Below are 19,942 nucleotides of genomic sequence, written 5' to 3'. Positions count from 1 at the left end.
TCGTCCTTTAACCATTTTCTAAGTATGTACTAAAATAAGTAATGAACATAAACATGAAAGTGAGCATGGAATTCAACATCCTGTGGCAGGATGCTTGTAACGAAAACCTCAGTTCGAGATAATAAGTAAAACACTTAGACATTAACTTGATTTCTCCAATCGACCATGAGCTTCAGGAAGGATCATCCCATGAATTTTTCATTAAATGATATAAAAATAAAAAGACTATGCGGAATGGTCGCTTATAAAAGAGGCAAAGTCATTAACCAGGCAGGGAAAATCTTCCTCGAGCCCGATGCAGAGGACGATTTATCCATTAAGGCAACTGTAGAAGGTAGAGGCATGTTTCAAATAAGCGTGAGACAAACGCAAGATGGGAAAATTATCGCTTCTTGCAGTTGTCCGCCGGTCGGATTTGTAACGACTTACTGCCATCATATTGCAGGTGTTCTTTTGGCAATCGATGAAATACAACAACGGGAAAATCCTATGTCTGCTAAAATGCTGGGTTTATTTACTCAGCAAAAACCAAGGCCAAGAGGCAAACAGCTTCATTTCGATAAGAGGCAAGTTCTCCAAGTGGAATTTAGCTGTAGCCCTGTGTTTCTCGGGAAGGCAGGCTATGTATTGGGGATAACAATAAAAGCCGGGATCGAAAGATTGGATAGAATCAAAAACTTAAGAGAATTCTTGAAGAAAGTTGAGCAAGGTGATTCGTACGAATGCGTTCCGGATTTTTTATATAGTCCAGAAATCTATAGTTTTGACAAAGAAACAGAGGCAGTCATTCTATTCTTAATGAAAAGCCAGCGCATTGCAGAAGGTTTAAATCCATTAGAAGATACACTGGTCATTTCCGCCTCCGATTGGGAGCAGCTAGTGCCTTTATTGCTGAAGGTTCCGTTAGTGAAGGTGATCCATGCTGGAAGGTCGGTTGACGGTCTCCGCTTGGAGAAAGAATTGCCTTTGTCTTTTCGATTTGACCAAGCTCGTTTAGGTGATTATCAACTGGATGTTGACGGATTAGAAGAGATTCTAGTGTTAAAAGCTTACGAAACTGCATTTTCTGGAGGCGCATTAATCCAAATGTCCGCAGAAGACATCAACCGTCTGGCCGAATTAAAAGAACTAATGGAAGGGTCTGAAAAGCAGCTCATCATTTCTTCTGCTCAAATGGATCATTTTCTGGAAACGGTCATTCCTGGATTAGAGCGACTAGGGACAGTACATATTGCAGATTCGATTACTGAACGGCTGGTGGAAACGCCGCTTCGCGCAAAAGTGTTTTTGGACCGCATCAAACATCGCCTGGTGGCTGGGGTGGAGTTCCATTATGGACATTTGATCATCAATCCATGCGAAGAAACGGAAGTTGAGTTCCGTCACTATCCGGGCGTCCGACGACAGCGTAATAAAGAACAAGAAATCATGAAACTGATTCAAGGTAGCTCTTTTAATCAGACAGATGGTGGTTTTTACATGCACGACGAAGAAGCGGAATATCATTTTCTGTTTCACGTCGTTCCGGATTTAGAACAACTGGTTCAAATTTATGCCACGACCGCGGTGAAACTACGGGTGCAAAAAGCGTATGCCGGTCCGAAAATCAAAGTAGAAATCGGGGAAAGAACGGATTGGCTGGCTTTCCGTTTTGACCTTCAAGGAATTCCAGAATCAGAAATTAAGAAATTATTGAAGTCTCTCGAAGAAAAGCGGAAGTATTACCGGATTCCGAGCGGTACGTTAATGTCTCTGGAGACAAAGGAATTCTTGGCATTGAACGACTTCCTGCGCGACTTAGGAATAACATCAGATAATTTCGATGAGGAAGAAGTCCGTGTACCTTTGATTCAGGGAATGCAGCTGGTAGAGTCTCTTGAAAACGGCCAACTAGTAAAACCAGGGAAAACCTTTGCTAAGCTAATGAAAAATTTACATCGTCCTGAGGACTTGGATAGTGAAGTGCCGGAGAGTTTAGAGAGCGTGCTCCGTGATTACCAGAAAGTCGGATTCAGATGGTTCAAGTTGCTGGCCAAGTATAAATTTGGAGGCATTCTGGCTGACGATATGGGACTTGGCAAAACACTGCAAAGCATTACTTTCATCTTGTCGGTGCTTCCGGATATTCGTGCCCGGAAGTTGCCGGTATTGATAGTAGCACCTTCATCTTTGGTCTATAACTGGAAGAATGAACTGAAAAAATTTGCTCCAGTTATAAATGCAGGAATTATAGATGGCAATAAAGAAAAAAGAGCGTTTTTATTAAAAGAAAGTGAGGGATTGGATGTCATCATTACATCTTACCCAGTGTTACGAATGGATAGGGCGCTGTACCGTGACAAACACTTTCACTCTTTATTTTTAGACGAAGCACAGGCATTTAAAAACCCTGTTACCCAGACGGCAAAAGCGGTCAAAGTAATTCAGGCAGAATACCGTTTCGCCCTTACTGGGACACCAATCGAAAATTCGTTGGATGAATTATGGTCGATTTTCTCTGTAGTCTTTCCGAAACTGTTGCCGAATCGAAGACTCTATAGCGAGATGAGACGGGCAGATATTGCAAAACGAGTACGCCCGTTCATTTTACGGAGGTTGAAAAAAGAGGTCTTGAAAGAACTGCCTGATAAAGTCGAAATCATTCAGATGTCCGAATTGCAAAAAGACCAGAAGAAGTTGTATGCCGCTTATTTGGCGGAATTGAAACAAGATGCTTTAAAGCATTTGAACAAAGACAGCTTTAGAAAAAATCGCATCAAAATTTTAGCTGGATTGACGCGGCTTCGGCAACTATGCTGCCATCCCGCTTTATTTGTTGAAGGATATGAAGGTGGGTCGGCTAAATTTGATCAATTGATGGAAATTGTGGAGGAATGCCGAATCTCAGGAAGACGGGTTTTGATATTTTCCCAGTTTACGCAAATGCTAGGTATTATCGCACAGCGATTGAGTAAAAGTGGCCACCCTTATTTTTATTTAGACGGCAAAACACCTCCTATGGAACGTGTAGAATTATGCAACCGGTTCAATGAAGGAGAAGGGGATTTATTTCTTATTTCCTTAAAAGCAGGTGGTACTGGATTGAATCTGACAGGTGCTGATACGGTTATCCTGTATGACCTTTGGTGGAATCCGGCGGTCGAGCAGCAAGCTGCAGACCGGGCACATCGCATGGGGCAGAAAAATGAAGTTCAGGTCATCCGCTTGGTGGCGAAAGGAACCATTGAAGAGAAAATCACCGAACTTCAAATGAAAAAGCAAAACCTGATTGACGAAGTGATCCAGGCAGGCGAAGAGCCATTAAAGGCTATGACAGAAGAAGATATCCGGGAAATATTAATGGTAGAATAAAGACTTTCCTCAAAATTTCATTTCATACCAACTAAGGAGTCCATGATCAATGAATAATAACCAAAAGGTTTTATCTTTAGATCCAATCATTGATAAGAACTCCCAGGTTTTAATTTTAGGTTCAATGCCTGGGGTGGAATCGTTAACAAAGAAACAGTATTATGCAAATCAGAGAAATCATTTTTGGAAAATAATATTTACTATTTTCGACAAGGAAGATTCATTGGATTACAGTAGTAGAATTTCATTCCTTCATGAATACAAAATCGCATTATGGGATGTTATTCATTCGTGTCAAAGAATAGGCAGTCTTGATTCAGACATTAAATATGAAAAACCAAATGATATAGAGAAATTCCTGGAATCTCATCCGAATATAAAGTTAATCTTATTTAATGGGGGGAAATCATACGAGGTTTTCAAAAAACATATTGGACTTAGTTCATCTTCTGGCATTGATTTAATAAAATTACCTTCAACGAGTCCAACCCCAGGTAAAAATGTAAAATCATATGAGGAAAAATTAAAAGAATGGAACATCATCAAGAAGTACGTAATCAATCAATCGTGAACTTCATAGTAAATGAGGTTTTTAATCCGTAAATGAAGAAAATAAAAACTTTTGTTACAGTTCGATAAATTTACCACTACCAAAACACTAGAGATTAAACCATTCCAAATTTCCTGAATAAAGAAGTAGTAAAGCATTTCTCTTCTAAGGCCGAGGGAACTCATCTAATTATGATGAGTTTCCACGGCCTGCTTCTGATTATAACGAGGTACTGGAATTCCGGATAAATAATTTTAAATACAGACTATTAATAAAAGGAATATATGGTAATATATTTTTAGTAACATTTACCTAATACTAAAGATACTGCGAAGCGGAGGTGAAAGTAAAACTTTTGATTCATGAAAAAGCTGCAAAATAATATGTAATTGATTTGAGTATTTCGGATTTCGAAATAATAAAAATAAAGCATTTGCTGTCCAAATTCATAAAAGTGTATATAAAATAAAAAATTGAAAGAAGGATTTATCTTTGAAAAAGAATATATGGATAAAAATAATTTTTACGATGATGCTTTTGCTATCAATTTCATTAGGCAGTACGGTTCAGGCTGAAAGTAATAGTTCATTAAATGATGGAACATATACGGTAGGAGAAGAAGTTTCCGCAGGATTGAATACGTTCAGTATTTCGGAAGGTAGCGCTACTATTAATATTAGTAGAGGAACTGATGATTTAATTTGGGAAACGCTTAATAGTGATAAGAAATATTCCTCTGATCGATTTACTGCAAATTTAAAAGATGGCGATGAAATAGAAATCTCTCTAGATTATGGTGCTTCTACTATAGCAGTAGAGCAAATCTCTAAAGTAGACTTAAAAAATATGTCTGCTGGTTATTATGAAGTTGGTACTGATATTCCAGCGGGAACCTATACTTTAGCGGTTAACTCAACTGATTATGAAATTCCTTATATTGAAATTTCTAATCAACAATATGAAATAATTGAATCCTTTTATTTATATCCTGAGGAACCTTCTGAATACAAGGTATCAACAGGAGATAAAATCTATATCTCAGAGCTGACAGGTACAATAAGTTTTAAAGAGAAAATTCTTGTTCCTCAAAGCATTTCGCTAAACAAATCAAGTTTGTCATTAGTGGTAAACCATACACAACAGTTAGTAGCTACTGTAATGCCTTCTACTGCTATTGATAAAAGTGTAAGTTGGACTAGCAGTAATCCGGAAGTTGCAACAGTGGATGCAAAAGGAAATGTAAAAGCAATTAAAGCCGGTAGTACGACAATTACGGCAACAGCAAAAGGCGCAACATCCATCAAGAAAAGCATTGACGTTTTAGTAACGAAAATTGTCCCTACGAGTTTAAAATTAGGTAAATCAACTTTAAATATTTCTAACAATCAAACTGTAAAAGTAACTGCAACAGTAGCTCCAGCTAATGCGGCGGATAAAACAGTTGTATGGAAAAGCTCAAACACAAAAGTGGCTACAGTGGATTCAAAAGGAAATATTAAAGGACTTGTAAATGGGTCAGCTATCATTACGGCGACTGCAAAAGATAATGTGAAAGTTTTTAAAAAAGTAACTGTAAAAGTATCTACTAAAACTGTGAAATTAAACAAAACAAGTTTATCAATAACGGCAGGCAAGACTGGGATACTTACAGCAACAGTTACACCATCAGATAGCACGGATAAGACAGTAACATGGAAATCTTCTAATACAAAGATTGCAACAGTGGATAGTAAAGGGAAAGTAACTGGCAAAGCAAAAGGAACGGTAACGATTATAGCAACGGTTAAAGGTGCTAAAGAAGTAAAAATAAAAGTAACAGTTACACCACCGGTTATGGCGAAATCAGTTAAGATGAATAAAACTTCAGCTACATTAGCTAAAGGAAAAACCTTAACTTTAGCTGCATCGGTAAGTCCAAGCAATACAACAAATAAAACAGTAAGATGGAAGTCTTCTAATACAAAAATTGCAAAAGTTGATTCCAAAGGAAAAGTAACGGCTGTAGGTGCTGGTACAGCTAAAATAACGGCTACTACAACGAATGGTAAAACAACTACAGCTTCGATTACTGTGCCTTATGTAAAGAATTTAAGTTCAGGTACATGGAAAGCAGGTACGGATTTAGCACCTGGCCGCTATAAAATTACCACGAAATCCGGTAGCGGGAATTTGTTTATTGCTGAAAACTCCTACGATCGTTATGTAAACGAGATTCTGTCGAGTGAAGATGATGGATTTGGCGTAACAGTTGTGACAACAGATATAAAATCTGGAGACAAAATAGAAATTTCGGGTCTGGAAAGTGTACAATTCACGCGTGTCTCAAGTGTTAAATCAAATACATTGCATTCGGGGTACTGGACAGTTGGGAAAGATATAAATGCTGGTAGATACAAAATAACAACAACAAGTGAATTTGGGAACTTGATTATATATAGAGGAGATAGTTTACTTGTAAATGAAATTCTAGCAAATAAACGTGATGACTACGCAGTTACAAGTGTAACTACCACTCTTAAATCCGGGGATCGTATTTATATTTCTGGTTTAAACAAGGTAATTTTCACTAAAAAATAAATAACAAAAGATGACTGGTTATTTACGTTCCTTTTATCAAATCTTGGCAATAAACAAACCAAATTATTCCATTAAATTGCATTAACAAGAAGACACCCCCAATCAACTGTTAGTTTGATTGGGGGTGTCTTCTATATGAAAAGTGTAAGATGAATACCTTCATGATTTCTTGTCTAGTCCGTTAATTGTAAATACCTCTTTGCCTCCCCTAACATGGATGTTTTATTGGGAGGTGTTCTTTGTCCAAGCATAAAGTTTAATACGAAGGCAGTACTAACACCTTTTTGAAAATGATTTTCTTTGTAAATCTTCCTTCACTGAATTTTTGTTAATTTTGAAGGTGTAATTTTTCCATTATAAATTCCTCCTAATGAATTTCTATCTATCGCTATCGCTATCGCTATCAAAATCTGATTGAAAATATTAAGTGAACTCCGAAACTTTAGTATAATTAAAATAATGAAAAGGGGAGACAAATATGAGCATCGCAGATTATTCTAAATTCCAAACATACAAAAATCTAATCCAGTCTTTACCCGTTCCTTTTATTGATGAAGCATTAATCAATGACCAGTTTTTACTAGAGAAAGATGAGAAGAAAAAGCTTGAAATTTATTATGCTCCTTTTGAATATGTAAACGAGCATGCCAAGGTTGTGATTGTAGGGATTACTCCAGGTTTACATCAAATGAAGAAATCCTACTCGACTGTGTTGAATGTGATGGATCAGCAGTTATCGGATGAAGAGGTTCTTCATGAAGTGAAGAAAAACTCCAGCTTTGAAGGGCCGATGCGGAAAAACCTAATTCAAATGCTAGATGAACTAGGATTGAACGATTATTTGGGGTTATCATCTTCGAGCGAACTTTTCGAGACGGCTAGCCATATGGTTCAAACGATGTCGGTATTACCTTATCCTGTGTTCTATAACGGGAAAAACTACAATGGGTCGATACCAAACATTCTTAAAACCGAAGTACTTCAACGTCACATTCTTGACTACACAGCGGGTGAGCTAAATAAGTTAAATGACGCACTCATTATTCCACTCGGAGTTAACGTCTCGAAGGTAATAATGTATCTTGCTGATCATGGCTATCTTAATAAAGAGTCGATCTTAAATGGCTTTCCTCATCCATCGGGTGGAAATGGTCACCGACATAAGCAATTTGCTGCTAATAAGGAAGATATGCAACGAAAACTGCAGGATTATTTTGGCGTTCAAGCTCCGTTGTAATGGTTACAGTTGAGTTAAGGTAAGGAGGAATCTACAGTGTTACAAGTAGATAACCCTGGAAAGATTGTCATTCTTAATGGTACTCCAAGATCTGGGAAGTCCAGCATTGCTAGTGTAATTCAAGAAACTTTTGAAGGTCTGTGGATGAACATCGGGGTCGATCAGTTCATGAAGATGACACCCGAAAAATATCAGCCTGGGATTGGTTTGAGACCTGGGGGTGAACGTCCTGACCTCGAGCCACTCATTGTGATTATGTATCGAGCGATGTATGAGGGAATCGCAACGTATAGCCGCTTAGGAATAAATGTGGTGGTGGATGTCGGACACCATGACGGGTATTCTGTCCCCCGTGGAATTCTGCCAATGTGTGCTCACATACTAGATGGACTCCCGGTTTTGTTCGTGGGCGTTCGATGTCCAATCGATGTAGTGATGGAACGACGGATTGACACTTGGCATGTCGGATACAACGCAGAAGGCATGGTGCCAAAGCCAGTCAGCTTATGGCAGGAGCTCGTTCATGTACCTGGTATTTATGACTTGGAAGTCGATACTTCAAGGCTATTTCCCGAAGAGTGTGCTAACTTAATCCTGCGGCGACTTGAAGATGGCCCACCCCCTACAGCTTTTCAGCAGATTGTAGGTTGAGGCAGAGGAAATCTCAAGAATTGCTCTCATATTCTCGTTTTGATCCGAGAAAACAAACTCACGATTACAATTCCTATAAGCAGAAACTGTTAATACCTGGCTTTCAACTTCCAGCATAATTCGATTAAACCACTTCCTAAGAGTTATTTTCTAGGTCGTTGTCTAAAAGAGTTAATGGATGTCTTGAGAGACGCATATGAGCCAATAGCTGCATACCCATAAAACCATCCCATAAATAAACCAGCGATTAGATGTCCTCTGTGGCTGATGAAAACGGATATTAATAACCCGATAATTAGCGCGATAAAAGGAACCGTAGTCTTTTTTGGCTTTATAAAAATTTTTATTAATTGAGTTAGGATAAGTACGACTGGGACTGCGATAATAGCATCCCAAAAGTTAGTATGTATTGTAGGGAAATTCATTAAGTAATCATATCCTTTTTTAAAAAGTAGTATGCGGATTGCTCCATAATTTTATGCAATTCACTAAATATAATGCACTGCCATATAGCTAATTATTTTGAAGCAAATAGCGAACAAAAAAAGGGGGGAATGATGAAAAAAAGTTATTTTATTTGGTTTAAGATAGAAGATATCAAAATCGTCAACGTTAAAGATAATGTAAATACACCTTTGATGTAATTGAACTTTAAATCTAACGGGGCTTTAGTTGAAGAACACGAGATCGTCAGAGACGGTCTTTTTTCATTTGCCTAAAGCCCAAGACAAATTGGATATTTATTCATTGGACAGGAAAAGCGAAACCGCCAAAAGCCCGTCAACTCAACGATGTATATTGGGTGAATTAGAGTGTATGCCTTATACAACGCGGTTCAGCGATTTCCCATATTTTTAAGCCAAATAAAAAAAATGTAATCTATTAATTCTCTTTAAAAATCTTAACTCCGCAATCTATCAATAACTGTGCATTGCCTTGCACCTCTGCAGATTAAACGCCGTGCCTTCTCTAATGAGATTTTGACAAAAACTGCTTCATCCGTATCGTCTTTTACATCTCAACTGCAAGTGCCTTTCCATTTGCAATCAATATACAAATAATCTCTACTTCTACATCATCCGATCTTGGAAAAGAAGTTCTATTTTCACAAGGCTCGACTCCTGTATCCATCAATATCTCGGCCTCTTGTCGAGATATTCGAATGAACATGAATCCTCGATTTCAACATTACCTGCTTCCATTTCGATTTCCACTAAAAGAAAAAAGCGATTCCTGATTTGTACGAGACAATTTGCTCCAATTGAAATAACGTCATAACGTCCTCTATACGCATATAATTTCACCTCCTTTTCTCTATTAAATACAAGAGTAATTGAAATGTTCGATGGAATTCGCAAATAGGATAAAATTCGAGCTTGATATTGCTTAGTTGGTAATTCAAAAGATAGTCTAGATTGGTCCAGTCAATCTCTATATTAGAGCATATTGTATAAATAGGAATGCCTCGACACTATCAACAGGAAGTGAGACATTATGTGCGGAGATTCTTATAGCTGCGGTGGCTAAGGGGTAAGGCTCTAGCTTTACGCAAATTGTCGTATTATTCATTCTATTGATTATCGTAGGTGCAATAATCTGGCATTAATAAAGATTGATTACTCCAAAAGGCATTCAACATAAACAGAAGAATTTTTGCGAAGAAATGAGGGATAAAATGGAAAATTTAATTATGCAACACCAAGGTCAATATGTTGAAGTTATTGATCATAATGGTGGAGTTTATAGAGGAATAATAGAAGGAATAGGAACTAACCCACATAGAGGAATGTTTTTTCATGATGGCTTTAGGAGAAGATTTATACCGTTCTTCTTAATCTCTTCTCTTTTTCTTCTAGGTGGAAGAAGAAGAAGACGTATATTCTAAAAAATAAAACACTGTAATTTATACTATAGCGGAAAAGCGAAAGCCCGCTAACATTTTATAACTCCTTTGTTTAGCCCCTAACCTTTTTTTCATGAACCGAAAATTCACAGTTCAATGAGATCCTTTGACCTGCAATCTTGAACCTCGCAAAGCGTCCGCTACAGGACGCTTTTTTTGCTATTAACTTTGGGGAGAAAACCCTGTCGAGAGACAGGATTCCTCCCTACATTTGACCTCGGACCGAAGATGACCACTTCCTGATCTGTATTTCAATAATCACAAGGAGTGCAATCACATTTTGTTCCATAATTAAACAGTGATATAATTTCAATACACAATAGGGGAGGGAACTGCATGATTAGTAAAGTCGGTCAAATTATGTTGTATGTAAATAACCAAGATGAAGCAGTGAGTTTCTGGACAGAAAAAATGGGGTTTAGTGTAATTTCTGAAGAAGATAATGGTCAAGGAATGAGATGGATTCAAATCGCTCCAACAAAAGAATCTGAAACAAGTATTATACTGCACAATAAGGAATTAATTGCTAAAATGGAGTCTGGAATAAATCTTGGAACACCTTCATTAATGTTTTTCACAGAAGATCTCGATAAATTATATAACGACTTAACCAATAAAAATATTACCGTAGGAGAAATTGTAAACATGCCTTCTGGTAGAGTATTTAACTTTGCGGATAGTGAAGACAATTACTTTGCGGTGATGGAAAAAAGTGAATAACAATTGAATGGGAAAGTGAATTAGTTGCTTGTTTCACTACAATTTCATAAATTAAAAGACACCACCAATCTGCTAACCCTGATTGGTGGTGTCTTCTATTAAAGTACTCTAATGTCTCACCACGTCACTCAGAAATGACCGGCTCTGTAGTGATTTTTTGATCACGAGGTAGTGCCAGGCCAACGAGTCCAAGTAGTGGTAAAAATGAGATGACAATCATGGTCTGATAGATGCCAATGTGGTCCATCAATATGCCGATTACGACCGCACCAATTGCCCCCATTCCAAAAGCCAGCCCTACTGTTAACCCCGCCATTGTCCCAATTTTACTCGGAACAAGTTCTTGTGCATAAACCACCGTTACTGAAAAACTTAGCATAATGAAAAATCCAATAAGTATTAACAGAACAATAACTGCAGGTAATGGTACGTATGGCAAGAGCAGGGATAAAGGAATTGGGACTAAAAGCGATAGTACAATGACGTTTTTCCGACCCATTTTATCTGCCCATGGCCCCCCGAAAAATGTACCTACCGCACCGACTGCTAGAAATAGGAAGATGATGAGCTGGCCTTTTTGAATCGTTAGCCCATAAGTTTCTATTAAATGAAAGATATAAAAGCTGGTTATATTCGTTACATAAATGGATCGAGCGAAAATGATCATAAGTAAGAGGCCAAGTGCGACGCCTATTTGTTTTTTCGTTAAATTGGCCATTGAAGACAATAGCACTCTTTTACGATTCAGTAATCGTTCTTGTTCTAACTGTGCTTTATACCAAGATGAAATCTTCATTAATATAAAGATGCCGAGAGCCGCGACTAACAAAAATAAAGCGGCTCCTTTTTGACCAAGTGGAACCAAGATAAATGCACTGATAAGTGGTGCTAATGCTTGTCCTGAATTTCCACCAACTTGATAAATTGATTGAGACAGGCCTCTTTTAGTTCCTGCTGCCATAAAAGATACACGTGAACCTTCAGGATGGAAAATGGCAGAACCAAGTCCTATGAAAATGACGGAAATGAGAATCATCCAGTATTGCGGGGCAAACGCTAGTCCTGCCATCCCTAGAAATGATAAAAACATTCCAAATGGAAGAGAAAATGGTCTTGGCTTTAGGTCACTAAAAAACCCGACGACCGGCTGGAGAACTGAAGCGACCATATTCAATGCGAAGGCGATTAATCCTAACTGTGTAAACGTTAGTCCAAGATCCTTCTCGAGGACCGGAAACATGGCCGGAATAACAGATTGGAGCGAATCATTTAATAAATGACATCCACCAATCGCAAATATGATTGGATAGACTGGATTGGAAGCCATTAATGAAGTTGTTTTTGCTGTTACTGTTGTCATAATACACCTACAATCCTTCTAGACTCGAAATAAACAGATGAATATAGTATAGCAACCACTTGGTAAGAAAGAAAGATGACTATCCTTGGTAAGACTAATAATTAGTGGATTGAATTTCACTGATTCTGCTTGTTCATATGAAAGAAGAGTGGTTTGTCCTTTTTGCAACCAGTGGAGGATTGCTTGCTGTAGAGAGTATCTTTTATTTCGTTCATCCAAAAGAAGTAGAATTCTTTCCTACTATTGTACATATGGTTTAGTCGTGGGGATTTTGTACAATTGACTTGAGGTGTTGAAAATGAAAATACTGAGGATTGTTTTGGAGACCGGCAATATTGAAAAAATGAAAAAGTTCTATACTGAAACTTTGGAGATGCCAATCGTAAGAGCAAAGGAGAGCTTCTTTACAGTTAGAGCTGGAAATACACATATTACGTTTCAGCATTCCAGCAATGATGAAGCTCCCTTATATCATTTTGCTTTAAGAACTAATCTTTCTTTCTATGAGTATATGTTCATGAAAATGAAAGAAGGGAATATAACTCTTTTACCGGATTCCGAAGGGAATTTGAGTGGGTATTGGAAAGGGAAACAAGTGTATTTTAATGATCCAGACGGGAATATTGTCGAGATTCTAGAGCGGGAAATTCCATTAAATGAAGAAACTCACGGTTGGGTGGATGTTTGTGAAATCGGATTTCCTTCTGAAAGTGTTGAGGATATGAGTGAGTTCCTGTCACCAATCAACAATGTAAATCCTGCTGAATCTAATACTTTTCGCTTTTATGGGGATGAGCTTGGAACTTTTGTTTTAGTCAAAGAAGATCGGAACTGGTACCCGACAGATAGGCCCGCTACGATTCATCCAATAGTGGTTGAAGTAGAGGGAGATTACTATCAGGTTTTGAAGCATTCGAGTTTACCCTATACCGTGAAGGTGAAAAGGTCTTGGTCCAGGGAACTGCCTGTGGTTCAGATGAGAATTGCGAGACCGACAGATCAACTGGACAAAATCATTGAGTTTTATGAAACAGGGTTGGGGCTACAGAGGGTTGGTGAGTTCTGGAAACATAATGGATATGATGGTGTTATGTATGGGCTTCCTGACACAAATTTTCATCTGGAGTTTACGGCGCATGAAGCAGGTTCACCTTGCCCTGCTCCAACCAATGACAATTTGCTCGTTTTTTATTTACCCAATTGGGATGTAATTAATAAGGTTGCGAGCACGTTGGAGGAGATGGGGTACCCAGAAGTTAAATCGGAAAATCCATACTGGGAAGATGCCGGAATTACGATAGAGGATCCAGATGGATGGAGAATCGTCCTGTTTTGTTCTACTGGGCTGTAGTTGGGCGTATAATTTCAATTTGAATTAGCATCTTCTTCTTATCATTCGAATTTTTTTCATGCTACCATAGGAGTATATGAAACTATTCGATAGGGGTTATATTATGGACTTGGAAAAGATTAAGAACGGATTAAGTCAAAATCAGCCACTTTTTATAGGAGAGGAAACTGCGATGCGTTTTGCGGTTCTGATTCCGCTTGTTCAAGTGAATGATGAGTGGCATGTTCTGTTTGAAGTACGTTCTCTCACAATGAGGAAACAACCAGGGGATATTAGTTTTCCAGGCGGAAGAATCGATCCAACAGATGCAACTCCATTAGACGCAGCCATCCGTGAAACGCATGAAGAGTTAGGTATTGATCCATCGAGCATCCGGATGTTAGGGCAGATGAGTGCCTTTATTCCAACGTCGTCTTTTGTTGTATATCCATTTGTCGGGATTATCGATGACCATCTAACACATCAACTCAACAAAGTAGAAGTGGAGAAAGTATTTACAGTACCAGTCAAATGGCTATTGAATCATCAGCCGTATAAACATTTGGTTCCCATGCAACCCATGCCATTAACCGATTTCCCTTACGATAAGATTGCAAAAGGCAATCAGTATCAATGGAGAACACGGGTGATAGAGGAATGGTTTTATGAATATGAGCAGTATACAATCTGGGGATTAACCGCACGAATTTTAAAACATTTTATCGATACCTTAAATAAAGAATAAATCCATTTGTTAATATATGTAGCCGAAATTACATTTCGGTTGCAAGTTATTATATAGAAGGTATTTATTCTTTCTACCCAAAAACACCTAGCCTGTCATACTTCCGGTCTGTAGTGGATAGAATAGGGATAAGCTCAAGGGAATTTCATTTGGAGGTATTTATATGTATGATCCAACCATTTTTGAGAATTTAAAAGTAGCCTTTGAAAATCTTGTGTATGATTTAGACAATATAGAACGCAAGATTGATATTACGAACCGGATTGATCGAATGGACTTTTCGATTATGGCGAGGGATTTTGCCATCCACTTTACGCTAGTCGATAAACAAGAGGTTACAGCAGAAATTGTATTGGAAGCTTCTTTAGAAGATTTAGCAGCAGAGATATTGGATACGCCAGATGAAAGTCAAGGGTGTTCCTTGTACATACGATTTATTAAGCGGGTTGGAAATATAACCGAATGTAAGAAGATTGAGCAAGCACTATCAGATATTTGGGAGGAACCAGACGCAAAGCTTACTCAAACATTGAGTTTCGTCTATGACCAACAACCGTCAAGGTACTTAAACACGATTGAAGTAGCATTTAGTCATAAAATTAACGAAGAACACATGAGTGACATTCCGGATTTTCTTCATCATGTTTTAGCATCATTGAAAGTATTGAATGCTATCTAATAACATAAGAATAAAGCGATGACTTAGTCATCGCTCTTTTTTTATATATAGTTTATGGTTTCCTGGAACTTATCGTAATTCAACAGATATGAGATATGCTTGCTCATAATCAGTGGCTCTTTTTAAATCTTCTTTTGTTTCTATTTCATTCACAATAGACATTTCATCTTTACTTGAGTATGCAATAGTACCAATTACTTTACTCTCTCCAATAATCAAAGGGCCTTCATTTACACCTCCAGAGCCAGCAGCGAAATTTATTCTTGCTTTACCATCTATTTTATTTAGAACAGTACCCGACGATTGACCATCGTCTGTCATGATCGATGTTAACCAATTTTCTTCGTTTTCATTAATTGGTTGCTGAATGAAGGCTACTCTAATCGTGTCTTCAATATTTTCTTGTGATATCGCTGAACCCATATTGCCAATCTGACGCACAAATTCCCCATTTTCATAATAATCAACTGTCGCAATGATTTCAGTGATTTCTTCATTATTTATTTCCATATCAAAAATAAATGAATGTTCACTCGTTAGATCAACAAGACTTTCTTCAAATTTTGTCAGCTCTGCATGTTTAATCAGTGCATCGCCTGCTGAATCCTTTGAACAGGCAGTAAGTAGTAATAACGAAAGGAATATACCTATGGTTAAATGTTTCAAATGAAGGCCTCGCTTTTTTATTTAATGTATTTGTTTAGTACCTTTTTAATGATTATTGTCTAATACTAGTTGCTATTTATTCTCTTTATCTTTTACATATTTTAACTTATAATTCGTGACTGTCCAGTAGTTCATTAGTTTTTAATTAGTATCTCAGAGAATATATTGCAGGGAATTTATATGTTATTGACGAAGAGAACCATACGTGAAAATTAGGATTTGATTATAACCAATAGGTGAGGAGTTCATGATCATGAAAGAATTCAAAGTAACTTATTTCTTCGATGAAGAGCATTACATCAGAAGGTTTATCCATATGGAGTCCCAAGAAGAAGCAGAAGAGTTGATCCAAAGCGAACGAGGCCGGTACATTTCGTTTACGGACAGCAGAGGAATTTATCATGAGCTGGATACACGAAATGTTCGAGTCATTCAACTTTCTGAGTATCATCGAGTGGATAAAAGTAAGAAGAAGTAATGATAAATCGAAGAATAATAACAGGACAATAAATATAGTTTGTAGAATCTACTAATAACACATTATTTTAGAAAGAATAATAAATTGAGATATTTTTGCGGTGTAGGAAAAGTACTTAACATATAGGGAGTGTGGGAGTATGTTTCATGCAAAAGATGTTTTAGCCGATCAGTTGTTAGCAAATGCTAATGACCCTAGCTGGTACATTCCATTTTCAGGATCAGTGGAAAATTTGTCTGAGGACGAAGCATTTTGGAAGCCAAACGAAAATAGTAATAGTATTGCTGAAATTGTCCAGCATCTCTTATATTGGAATCAAACATGGCAAACAAGGTACCAAAAATCTCACGTCAATGCGGTGCCTTCCATAGGAAATAATAATAAAAGCTTTATTATTCCTGAAAATCAAACATTTACTGACTTAAAAAAACAACTTTTAGAAGTGCTGTTACTATGGCAAGGTTTATTAACTGAAGAAAAAGTTGAAAGTGAAGTAAATGGTTTCCCTGAACATGTAGAGTGGTGGGCAGTACTCGGTAATGTCTCAACTCATAACGCATATCATATTGGTCAAATCATTTATATTAGGAAGTTACAAAATAGCTGGAAAATAAAAGAGGAATAATCATGCATTATCTTCTTTTCATAAAGGGGTGTTTGGAGTGAATCAAACTGAATATGAATGGGTCAAACAGACGCGAGGAGTAATTTTTGAATTTTGTAGTAAACTAGAATCAAATGATTTTAGTCGCCAAGTGGATGGATTTGGTTTTCAAAGTATAAGAGACTCACTGGTACATATATCAGACTGTTATCATGCTTGGCTTGGCTCATATATTTTATTAAAAACAAATAAACCACTTACGGCAAAGGAAGATTTGGCCGAAATAGGTTTGGATGAAATAAAAGTTCGTTTTGATCAAGTAGATTCGTATGTAAAAGAGGTATTTGAAGTATTCTCGAATAACATGGATGAGCCAATTCAAAGAGAGATACCTTGGAGAGTAGGAGGAGAAATAATATCAATAACGCCTGGTAAATTACTTATGCATACTATCACTCACGAATTCCATCATAAGGGTCAGATAGTAGCTATGGCGCGCCAAATGGGCTATGAACCTCCAAATACAGATGTTTTAGGAACTAGAGATTAGAGAAATTCAGCTACTAAACGATGGATATTACTATATAGAACGTAGAGCTGAAATGAAGATAAAATATGCTTTGCATGAATAACTATACTCAACAATATATTGATGAATGTCGCTTGAAAGTTGAAAGTCAGATTGGCGACTACAATAACCTGGCTACAAAAATTGCAAATAATAAAGAGCCTCTTATAGATGCAATAGAATCATTTGAACATACTTTCTTCAATAACATGGTTTTAGTTTTAGAACTTCACTCCATAGAAGTAGGTTAAGCAAGGCATTTTTTGCTGAAATTGAAAGTAAATATGTGAGTTAATAAAAAAGTTTAACCTGAAGATCTCGAGCTGCAGGACAAGCTGTCTTCTCAGCTCATATTACGCATCCACCTATACATTCAAGTCAGTAAAGTTGCCAAGGAACGGACATGGCAGCTATAACATCTACTTGTTTTGGATGTGGGTTAACGAGGAGGGGGATTTTTGGTGTCAGAACTAAAGTTTAGAATTGCAACAAAACAAGATTTGGATAGTATTGTGGAAATGCTGGCTGATGATGTTTTAGGTAGCAAGAGAGAGCGTTACGAACGACCACTTCCAGACAGTTACATCAAAGCATTTCAGGCGATAACAGCTGACCCTAACAATGAGTTGGTAGTAGCTTGTCGCGGAGAAGAAATTATTGGAGTTCAACAAATTACATTCACCCCCTATATCACACATCAAGGTGGATGGAGGGCAACGATTGAAGGAGTGAGAACATCTTCTTCTGAACGTGGCAAAGGACTAGGAACCGAACTAATTCGCTTTGGAATTCAACGTGCAAAAGAGCGAGGTTGTCACTTAGTTCAGCTCACCACGGATAAAAAACGGGAAGATGCCTTACGTTTTTATGAGAGTTTAGGCTTCAAAGCATCCCACGAGGGGTTAAAGATGCAGCTTTAGCTAAAGATTCTCAAGTTATCGAAAACTGTATAAAACTAAGAATGAAGGGGTTCCGATACCCCTTTTTTCTTATTCCACCTTTCCCCAAAAGCCTCTTATTATAGTGAAATCAACTTCACCCCCAATGACGTAGAAATCCCTTTAGCACCTTCATTCATTACCTGATTGTGGTTCCATATAAAAGCGGGTCGTAATAGTGGAGCTAACGTATTCATCCATTTTTTGTTGGTATTAACTCTCCAAATGCCTTGATTTCAAGGTAGGTGGGGCTTTTTAGTTTCACTACTTCGGATTCGAATGCCAGTTGATAAGGTAACTTGGTATGAAAAAACAACATAAATCGATCCCCAACCGCAATTTTGGTTGACTCATTCTTTATTCTTTTTGAATCTAATCCCTTCCACCATTCACCGTAGTTAAACTCATTAATAAGTCCCCAAATCTGTTCGATGTCTGCTTCAAACATCCAGTTGGTTTCAAAATTGTAATGATAAATCGACATAAGTAGCCCCTCCGAAATACTTTTATGGTTTATATGGATATATACCCAAATCCACACATGTCATTAACATCTATTCTGTTATTGATATAAGAAATAAATGCTGAGCGGTTGCTCAGTTGTAAAAATAGAAGTTCACGTAGGAAAAAAGCGCACTGACGTAGGAAAAAACAAAGCTCACGTAGGAATAATAGCCATTGACGTAGGAATTTCCAAAAAAATGTGTAAACGAACCGAAAATCCGATTTTAGAGAATCGTATCGTGACCTTGGCAAATGAACTAGAAGACTACGAGATTGTCCAATCGATTCCTGAAATAGGAAAATCGCTGTAACGATTATCTCCGAAATTGGTGAAATCGATCGGTTTAGTCATCCGAAAAGAAAATGGTGACATAAATGAAGGAAGTTTCACAAAGCTTAGCAAGATTGACAAATGGATATACATGGAAAACAATTGGTCATTCAGATGCTATGACTTGTTTGGCCGGATTATGTAAGGTATGCAATCAAAAAAATATGCAAAAACATATTAGTTATAATAGGGATCTATATCAATGTCTGTTTTTAAAATAAAATACTAAAAATTATTGAGTTGAAATAATATTTTGTAAATTGAAAAAAATAAGAGGTTGCTATAGGATATTAGAGAGATTGTAACAGATGAAATACAAATTTCATGAGGTAAATACGCAACAAGAAAGCTGGTGAATAAGATGAATGCCAATCTTTCCGATAAAATTTACCAATGTATGCAAGAAATGAAATTAAGTAGAACAGATTTGGCAAAACAATCCGGCATCCATTTAAGTGAAATAAGCCGTATTTTGAATCATAAACAGTCACTTTCCGTGTGCAATTTGGATGAAATCACTCTTTCACTAGGGCTAACGGAAGGCGCTTTATATTCTTATTATGCTGAGGAATGTTTTAATGTTAGCCGGTATTTGGATAAGCGGAAAAGTGAGCAATTTTTATATAATTGTGCAGTGATGGGATTTGAAGAACAACTCCACTCCATTTTGGATGCAGTATTAGAAGAAAGGTCTAAAACTATTCGAAACAAAAATTTCGTTCACATTTTTGCTGTGGCTGAGCAGCTTTT

At 37.3% G+C, this 19,942-nt stretch carries 20 protein-coding genes and 4 pseudogenes; 19 read left to right on the top strand and 5 right to left on the bottom strand.

What is annotated here, in order from left to right; all coding sequences use genetic code 11:
• The first annotated feature begins 189 nt into the window (after positions 1 to 189).
• The 5 genes from C8K15_RS16190 to C8K15_RS16170 all read left to right on the top strand — a co-directional run bounded on the left by C8K15_RS16190 (position 190) and on the right by C8K15_RS16170 (position 8,366).
• Positions 190 to 3,351, top strand: a complete 3,162-nt coding sequence (locus C8K15_RS16190; RefSeq protein ID WP_108587407.1) for a DEAD/DEAH box helicase — start codon at positions 190 to 192, stop codon at positions 3,349 to 3,351.
• A 49-nt stretch (positions 3,352 to 3,400) separates the two neighbouring features.
• Positions 3,401 to 3,922, top strand: a complete 522-nt coding sequence (locus tag C8K15_RS16185) for a DNA-deoxyinosine glycosylase (protein ID WP_108587406.1) — start codon at positions 3,401 to 3,403, stop codon at positions 3,920 to 3,922.
• Positions 3,923 to 4,393: 471 nt separating this feature from the next.
• On the top strand, positions 4,394 to 6,478 hold the full coding sequence (locus tag C8K15_RS16180) for an Ig-like domain-containing protein (protein ID WP_108587405.1): 2,085 nt from the start codon (positions 4,394 to 4,396) through the stop codon (positions 6,476 to 6,478).
• Between the two features lie 478 nt (positions 6,479 to 6,956).
• Positions 6,957 to 7,715, top strand: a complete 759-nt coding sequence (locus C8K15_RS16175) for a hypothetical protein (protein ID WP_108587404.1) — start codon at positions 6,957 to 6,959, stop codon at positions 7,713 to 7,715.
• A gap of 36 nt (positions 7,716 to 7,751) precedes the next feature.
• On the top strand, positions 7,752 to 8,366 hold the full coding sequence (locus tag C8K15_RS16170; protein WP_108587403.1) for a chloramphenicol phosphotransferase CPT family protein: 615 nt from the start codon (positions 7,752 to 7,754) through the stop codon (positions 8,364 to 8,366).
• A gap of 143 nt (positions 8,367 to 8,509) precedes the next feature.
• On the opposite strand, the gene C8K15_RS16165 is transcribed toward C8K15_RS16170, so the two are convergent.
• Both C8K15_RS16165 and C8K15_RS16160 read right to left on the bottom strand, forming a co-directional pair.
• Positions 8,510 to 8,791, bottom strand: a complete 282-nt coding sequence (locus C8K15_RS16165; RefSeq protein WP_108587402.1) for a hypothetical protein — start codon at positions 8,789 to 8,791, stop codon at positions 8,510 to 8,512.
• Between the two features lie 476 nt (positions 8,792 to 9,267).
• Positions 9,268 to 9,568 (bottom strand): annotated as a pseudogene (locus C8K15_RS16160) (hypothetical protein).
• A gap of 332 nt (positions 9,569 to 9,900) precedes the next feature.
• Between C8K15_RS16160 and C8K15_RS21450 the strand changes: the two are divergent.
• The 3 genes and pseudogenes from C8K15_RS21450 to C8K15_RS16145 form a co-directional block, all read left to right on the top strand.
• Positions 9,901 to 9,972, top strand: a pseudogene (locus C8K15_RS21450) (YjcZ family sporulation protein); the annotation flags it as partial.
• A gap of 69 nt (positions 9,973 to 10,041) precedes the next feature.
• Entirely contained in the window at positions 10,042 to 10,251 is a 210-nt protein-coding gene (locus C8K15_RS16150; protein WP_108587401.1) for a hypothetical protein, read from the top strand.
• A 354-nt stretch (positions 10,252 to 10,605) separates the two neighbouring features.
• Entirely contained in the window at positions 10,606 to 10,989 is a 384-nt protein-coding gene (locus tag C8K15_RS16145) for a VOC family protein (RefSeq protein WP_108587400.1), read from the top strand.
• A gap of 124 nt (positions 10,990 to 11,113) precedes the next feature.
• On the opposite strand, the gene C8K15_RS16140 is transcribed toward C8K15_RS16145, so the two are convergent.
• On the bottom strand, positions 11,114 to 12,349 hold the full coding sequence (locus tag C8K15_RS16140) for an MFS transporter (protein WP_108587399.1): 1,236 nt from the start codon (positions 12,347 to 12,349) through the stop codon (positions 11,114 to 11,116).
• A 298-nt stretch (positions 12,350 to 12,647) separates the two neighbouring features.
• On the opposite strand from C8K15_RS16140, the pseudogene C8K15_RS20945 reads away from it, so the two are divergent.
• From C8K15_RS20945 to C8K15_RS16125, 4 genes and pseudogenes are all read left to right on the top strand, one after another.
• A pseudogene (locus C8K15_RS20945) lies at positions 12,648 to 12,971 on the top strand (VOC family protein); the annotation flags it as partial.
• 354 nt (positions 12,972 to 13,325) lie between these two features.
• On the top strand, positions 13,326 to 13,700 hold the full coding sequence (locus C8K15_RS20940; RefSeq protein ID WP_233260538.1) for a VOC family protein: 375 nt from the start codon (positions 13,326 to 13,328) through the stop codon (positions 13,698 to 13,700).
• Positions 13,701 to 13,803: 103 nt separating this feature from the next.
• On the top strand, positions 13,804 to 14,424 hold the full coding sequence (locus tag C8K15_RS16130; RefSeq protein ID WP_108587397.1) for an NUDIX hydrolase: 621 nt from the start codon (positions 13,804 to 13,806) through the stop codon (positions 14,422 to 14,424).
• Positions 14,425 to 14,587: 163 nt separating this feature from the next.
• Positions 14,588 to 15,103, top strand: a complete 516-nt coding sequence (locus tag C8K15_RS16125) for a hypothetical protein (RefSeq protein WP_108587396.1) — start codon at positions 14,588 to 14,590, stop codon at positions 15,101 to 15,103.
• A 69-nt stretch (positions 15,104 to 15,172) separates the two neighbouring features.
• Here C8K15_RS16125 and C8K15_RS16120 read toward each other — a convergent pair whose 3' ends face one another.
• The gene (locus C8K15_RS16120; protein WP_108587395.1) at positions 15,173 to 15,769 is read right to left on the bottom strand and encodes a hypothetical protein; all 597 of its coding nucleotides are present in this window, start codon (positions 15,767 to 15,769) and stop codon (positions 15,173 to 15,175) included.
• 253 nt (positions 15,770 to 16,022) lie between these two features.
• Here C8K15_RS16120 and C8K15_RS16115 point away from each other — a divergent pair, with 253 nt between their 5' ends.
• From C8K15_RS16115 to C8K15_RS16095, 5 genes are all read left to right on the top strand, one after another.
• Positions 16,023 to 16,247 (top strand): hypothetical protein, encoded by a 225-nt coding sequence (locus tag C8K15_RS16115; protein ID WP_108587394.1) that lies wholly within the window; start codon positions 16,023 to 16,025, stop codon positions 16,245 to 16,247.
• A 139-nt stretch (positions 16,248 to 16,386) separates the two neighbouring features.
• The gene (locus C8K15_RS16110) at positions 16,387 to 16,872 is read left to right on the top strand and encodes a DinB family protein (RefSeq protein ID WP_108587393.1); all 486 of its coding nucleotides are present in this window, start codon (positions 16,387 to 16,389) and stop codon (positions 16,870 to 16,872) included.
• A 37-nt stretch (positions 16,873 to 16,909) separates the two neighbouring features.
• Positions 16,910 to 17,401: a DinB family protein gene (locus tag C8K15_RS16105; RefSeq protein ID WP_108587392.1), complete on the top strand. Its 492-nt coding sequence runs from the start codon at positions 16,910 to 16,912 to the stop codon at positions 17,399 to 17,401.
• Between the two features lie 74 nt (positions 17,402 to 17,475).
• Positions 17,476 to 17,670: a hypothetical protein gene (locus tag C8K15_RS20415; RefSeq protein WP_158268343.1), complete on the top strand. Its 195-nt coding sequence runs from the start codon at positions 17,476 to 17,478 to the stop codon at positions 17,668 to 17,670.
• A 207-nt stretch (positions 17,671 to 17,877) separates the two neighbouring features.
• Complete coding sequence (locus tag C8K15_RS16095; RefSeq protein WP_108587390.1) at positions 17,878 to 18,339, top strand: GNAT family N-acetyltransferase; 462 nt, start codon at positions 17,878 to 17,880, stop codon at positions 18,337 to 18,339.
• A 211-nt stretch (positions 18,340 to 18,550) separates the two neighbouring features.
• Here the strand turns inward: C8K15_RS16095 and C8K15_RS16090 are convergent, their stop codons facing one another.
• Positions 18,551 to 18,841, bottom strand: coding sequence for an SRPBCC family protein (locus tag C8K15_RS16090; RefSeq protein WP_108587389.1), 291 nt, complete (start codon positions 18,839 to 18,841; stop codon positions 18,551 to 18,553).
• A 256-nt stretch (positions 18,842 to 19,097) separates the two neighbouring features.
• On the opposite strand from C8K15_RS16090, the pseudogene C8K15_RS21445 reads away from it, so the two are divergent.
• Together C8K15_RS21445 and C8K15_RS16085 are read left to right on the top strand one after the other, a co-directional pair.
• Positions 19,098 to 19,222, top strand: a pseudogene (locus C8K15_RS21445) (IS110 family transposase); the annotation flags it as partial.
• A 331-nt stretch (positions 19,223 to 19,553) separates the two neighbouring features.
• Positions 19,554 to 19,942: helix-turn-helix domain-containing protein (locus C8K15_RS16085; protein WP_146173670.1), on the top strand; the 389-nt coding region annotated here is incomplete at its 3' end.

Origin of the sequence: Paenisporosarcina sp. OV554, from assembly GCF_003058165.1 — a bacterium.
Classification (GTDB): domain Bacteria; phylum Bacillota; class Bacilli; order Bacillales_A; family Planococcaceae; genus Paenisporosarcina.
The sequence above is the reverse complement of the archived record's forward strand: the minus strand, read 5'-3'. Positions and strand labels throughout refer to the sequence as shown.